The organism is Acidimicrobiales bacterium, from assembly GCA_036491125.1.
Lineage (GTDB): Bacteria > Actinomycetota > Acidimicrobiia > Acidimicrobiales > AC-9 > AC-9.
Window position 1 is genome coordinate 1 of sequence record DASXCO010000101.1, and the last position, 4,867, is coordinate 4,867.

General features: G+C 66.0%; 7 protein-coding genes. 5 read left to right on the forward strand and 2 right to left on the reverse strand.

Translation table 11 applies throughout. The features are described from left to right. The 4 genes from VGF64_08745 to VGF64_08760 form a co-directional block, all read left to right on the forward strand. The coding region (locus tag VGF64_08745; protein ID HEY1634832.1) for a PhzF family phenazine biosynthesis protein at nt 1–768 on the forward strand (768 nt) is incomplete at its 5' end. Nucleotides 769–1,106: 338 nt separating this feature from the next. After that, entirely contained in the window at nt 1,107–2,279 is a 1,173-nt protein-coding gene (locus VGF64_08750) for an ABC transporter substrate-binding protein (protein HEY1634833.1), read from the forward strand. A gap of 18 nt (nt 2,280–2,297) precedes the next feature. After that, the gene (locus VGF64_08755) at nt 2,298–2,636 is read left to right on the forward strand and encodes an SRPBCC domain-containing protein (protein ID HEY1634834.1); all 339 of its coding nucleotides are present in this window, start codon (nt 2,298–2,300) and stop codon (nt 2,634–2,636) included. 140 nt (nt 2,637–2,776) lie between these two features. Continuing rightward, a complete protein-coding gene (locus VGF64_08760; GenBank protein HEY1634835.1) occupies nt 2,777–3,223 on the forward strand; it encodes a pyridoxamine 5'-phosphate oxidase family protein in 447 nt (148 codons plus the stop codon). Nucleotides 3,224–3,241: 18 nt separating this feature from the next. Here VGF64_08760 and VGF64_08765 read toward each other — a convergent pair whose 3' ends face one another. Both VGF64_08765 and VGF64_08770 read right to left on the reverse strand, forming a co-directional pair. Next, complete coding sequence (locus tag VGF64_08765; GenBank protein HEY1634836.1) at nt 3,242–3,607, reverse strand: VOC family protein; 366 nt, start codon at nt 3,605–3,607, stop codon at nt 3,242–3,244. Between the two features lie 24 nt (nt 3,608–3,631). Further along, a complete protein-coding gene (locus VGF64_08770) occupies nt 3,632–4,165 on the reverse strand; it encodes an AAA family ATPase (protein HEY1634837.1) in 534 nt (177 codons plus the stop codon). A 242-nt stretch (nt 4,166–4,407) separates the two neighbouring features. On the opposite strand from VGF64_08770, the gene VGF64_08775 reads away from it, so the two are divergent. Then, nucleotides 4,408–4,867: class I SAM-dependent methyltransferase (locus VGF64_08775; protein ID HEY1634838.1), on the forward strand; the 460-nt coding region annotated here is incomplete at its 3' end.

Sequence of the window (4,867 nt, forward strand, 5' to 3'; positions counted from 1 at the left end):
GATGACATGGTGTTGATCGTCGTCGACGCCTTCACTGACCGCGCCTTCTCGGGCAACCCGGCTGCGATCGCGATCGTGGACGAGTTTCCGACCGAGGCGCGAATGCAAGCTGTCGCGAGCGAGATGAATCTGTCAGAGACGGCCTTCGTCCTGCCTCGTGGCCATGACCGGTATGAGCTGCGCTGGTTTACGCCCGCGGTCGAGGTGGACCTCTGCGGTCATGCGACGCTGGCGGCAGCACACGTCCTTGGCGGTCACGCCGTGTTCAGCACCAGGTCAGGACTCCTGAGCTGTGAGGTGACTGATGGCTGGATCGAGATGAGCTTCCCGGCGCGGTATCCCGTGGAGCGATCCCTTACCGCACTTCCGGCAGGGCTCCCGTCGCCAAGCTGGACCGGGATCGCGGGGGACGACTGGCTCGTCGAGCTGCAGCGGGCCCGAGATGTCATCGATCTCCAGCCCGATCAAGCGAGCATCGCCGCCCTCGGCCGGCGCGCGCTCATCGTCACTGCCCGAGCGGACCCAGCTACCGACGCCGACATCGTGAGCCGCGTGTTCGCGCCGAACGCCGGCATCCCCGAAGATCCGGTGACCGGCTCCGCCCATTGCGCACTTGCTCCCTACTGGGCTCCTCGTGTCGGACGCGGCGAGCTCGTCGGCCTTCAAGCATCCAAACGAGGTGGGACCGTCCGCATGCGCCTCAGCGGCGACCGCGTGATCCTGGGAGGGCATGCCGTTACCGTGTCCGAGGTGAAGCTGTTCGCCTGAAGCCGACCGCGCGGTGCCGGTCATTCCTCGGCTTGCGCTGGAGGGCCGCTCGCCGGTTGACAAACGGGCGGCTCCTCCGATTGGCTGTGGATGATCCTGGGCTATATGTCTAGATCTCTGCCGGGCGACGTGCCGTCGCCGTGAGGAGGGACCGCGATGTTGGCGGGCCGTGTAATGGCAGCAGGCGCGGTGGGCCGCCACGCCTTCGCGGCGGCGGTCGACCATCCGGACCTGGGTCGGGATCCGAGGGAAGAGGGAGCGACACCATGATGGGGAAGAGACATCGCAGGCCTACCCACAAGGTTGCGCTCCTGGCAGCCATCATCAGCGTTTTGCTGATGGCGGCAGCCTGTAGCTCGTCGAGCCAGAGCTCGAGCGGCAGTGGCAAGACCTACACGGTGGGCATCCTCACCGATGTCACTGGGCTCGCCTCGTCCGGGAACAAGACGAGCGTGCAGGGGGTCCAGGCCGGGACCGTGCTGGCGCACCGGAACGGGTACACCATCAAGTACGTCGTGGGTGACACCGGGACGTCTCCCTCCGGCGTCCTCACCGCGGCGCAGAAGCTGGTGCAACAGGACCACGTCCTCGCGGTGGTCGCCGTCGGCGCCCTTACCTTCTCCGCCGCGCCCTTCCTGACGGCCCAGGGCGTCCCTGTCGTCGGCGCCGCAGAGGACGGACCCGAGTGGACCACGTCCAAGAACATGTTCCCTGTATATGGGTACATCGACACGACCCTCGTCTCGACGGGGGCTGGTCAGTACTTCAAGATGCAAGGCGCCACCAACGTGGGGACGCTCGGCTACAGCATCTCACCGACCTCGGCCGAGAACGCCAAGGGGACGGCGATGTCGGCCCAGGCTGTCGGGCTGAGTGCCGGCTACGTCAACGCCAACTTTCCCTTCGGGAGCACGAATGTGGAGCCGGTTGCCCTGGCAATGAAGTCGGCCGGGGTGGACGGAATGTACGCGTCCGTCGATCCGAACACCGGCTTCGCCCTGATCAGTGCTCTCAGGCAGTCGGGTGACAACCCGAAGGTCGCGCTGCTGCCCACCGGCTACGGCGGCGACCTCCAGCAGGCCGGTCCGACTGCGCAGCAGATCGCGCAGAATGTCTCCTTCATCTCCTTGTTCGAACCGGTCGAGATGCGCACGGCGGCCACGATGCAGTTCCAGAGTGACCTCAAGAGCGTCGGCGTCACCGGAGATCCGACCTACGCCGAGTACGCGGGATACGCCTCGGTCGCCCTGCTGGTCCAGGCCCTCCAGGGCGCCGGCTCGGCTCCGAGCCAGTCGGCGCTCGTCAAGGCCCTGTCCGGCATCACCAGCTTCAACGCCGCGGGCCTGCTCGGCAGCCACCCGATCAATCTCAACCAGCGAACCGGGTCCGCGGGGCCCGACAACTGTGGCTGGTACACCAAGTACTCCGGCTCGACGTTCCAGCTGGTCCCCGGGGCGGTGCCGCTCTGTGGCAGCGTCGTTCCTGGCAAGAGGGTCTCGCCCTCCAGCTGAGCGCGACGGCGCACGAACGTGGCCGAGCCGCTGGGTACACGTATGGACTCGGCACAGGTCATCCTCGAGTCCGATCCCTACCGCAGGCTTGCCTACAACTGGCACACCTTCACGCCCGAGTGGGCCGCCCAAGTTGGCCTCGACGACGCCACTGCCGCGTCGTGGCGGGCCGAGCCCCGCTCGAGGGTGGCCTTCGAGATCGAAGACGTCGGGAATGGCGTGGTCAAGCTCACGGTCACCCACGACGGCTTCGCGCCGGGTAGCCCCGTCCTCCCCAACATCTCGCAAGGGTGGCCCGCCGTCCTGTCCAGCCTGAAGACCCTCCTCGAGACCGGGTCGACCTTGCACACGGCGTAGAGAGCATCGGAGGCACCAGCCCGAAGGGCGAAGCGCTTCGACGTCCGAACCTGAGGTCTACCAGCGGCCACGACGTAGACCACCGCAAACACCCCGATGGACGGCGCGATTGACGGTCGACTAGACCTCCGGAGGTGAACATGACCGACCTCGCAATGTTCGAAGAACTGGTGCCGCTCGACCACGGCCTCAGTGTGGTCGTTACCCGCCGCGCGGATCAGACCCCACATACGGCGGTCGTAAATGCCGGCGTCCTTCCCCATCCGGTGACAGCCGACCGCAGCGTCGCGTTCGTCGCTGGGGGAGGCACCCGCAAGCTCGTCCATCTGCGCGCCGACCCCACGATCGCAGTCGTTGTCCGAGCCGGCTGGCGGTGGGCCACGGTGGAAGGCCGCGCCCAACTGTTTGGACCCGACGACCCCGACCCCGAACTAGACGACGAGCGACTCCGGCTCGTGCTTCGCGAGATCTTCAGCGCAGCAGGAGGGACCCACGACGACTGGGCCGCCTACGACCAAACGATGCGCGCGGAGCGTCGCGCGGCCGTCTTCGTGTCTCCCACTCGCGTCTACTCAAACCCGACATGAGCTGCTACACCCCCGCAGTCACTCGAGCTGGTGAGCGATTTGGAACACATTCCCGAAGGGGTCGCGCACCATAACCCGCCGATCGCCGTAGGGGGTGTCAACAGGTGATTCGAGCGATGTGGCGCCAGCCTGGAGAGCGAGATCGTAGGCGCGATCAGCGTCGTCGACGTAGATGTACAGGAAGCCGGGGAACGGATCGCGCTCGGTCGTCGCAGAGATCATGATGAGTGAGTCGCCGATCCGGACCTCAGCTGGTCGACCGGGTTCAGGCTCGCCGGCGGCGTCGAACACCTGGCGAAGGAAATCGACCTGCGCCGGCACGTCGCTCACTACGAGTCGTGGAGTCACTGTGTGGTAACCAGTCCGTGGGGTTCCTGCGCTCATGCGGGCATTCTGTCACCAGGCGGTTCACACCTCGGGGTATGCGAGCACTCCCTGTCGACTTGCTTCCTCCACGAGCGAGGCCACTCGGTCAAGGTCGTCCGGCGGGTTCTGTAGCACGTGACGCTCATCTATCTGGGCACTGGTGAACTCGAAGTGCATCTTGCGGGTAGCAGCTTCGTCGCGGAAACCGTGCCCCCGACGACTGTCGACACGCCGTACGCAACGTTCGATGTCCGGGAGCAGGATGACGTAGTCCAACTGCTCCAACCTGCTTGCGGCAAGGAAGGTAGGAAGGAACCACGGCCCCACCACGCCGTCATAGACGGTCATATATCCACCAGCGGCATATATGCCAGCGGCGGAGGCGGCAGCCTGGATCACTACCTCGTTCTGCGCGCTCGCGTCCGCCAGCCACGGTTCGATCGCGCCGCTTGCGAGGAATCCGAAGAAGGCATCGCCATCGACGAGCACGCTCGGGTGCGCTCGATCCGCGAGCAACTGAGCCACCGTCGACTTCCCGGCACCCGGCGGGCCCGTGATAACAACCAGCCTTCCCACTGAAACATTATCGCTGCTGACTGGCTAGCACGCCTCCACCCGATGCCTTGGGAGGGTGGCCCGAGGCCGCCGTTGCCTCACTGGCTTCGCTGGTTGGCGTACGTCACCCTGACTTTCGGTTGACTTCGGTCGACCGGGCGGAGACCCGGAAGCGATCCGGCTGCTCGTCAGCCGGCGTTCAGGGACAGGTTGAGGTGCGAGCGTGCTCGCCCGGTGGCTCGTCACCGGGCAAACTGTTCGAGATGGTTGACGACAGCGAGCAGGACTGGCTCGAGACGAATCGGCGACTGTGGAACGAGATGGCGTCGATCCACCCGTCCACCGCGCTGTACGACGTGGAAGGGCTGGTCGCGGGGCGAGACGACCTCCGCCCGTGGGAGGACGAGGAGCTAGGTCCGGTCTCAGGGTTGGACCTTGTTCATCTGCAGTGCCACATCGGAAGCGACACCATCGCGTTGGCGCGACGAGGCGCTCGGGTTGTCGGCCTCGACTTCTCAGATGAAGCCATCGCACTCGCGGGTGACCTGTCGACGCGCTGCGGACTCGAGGTCGAGTGGGTCCAAGCGAACGTTTATGACGCTGTCGCCGCACTCGGTGGGCGCACCTTCGACGTCGTCTATACTGGCGTTGGCGCGCTCGGATGGCTGCCTGACGTGGCCCGGTGGGCGGAAGTGGTGCACGCCCTGCTCGAGCCTGGGGGCG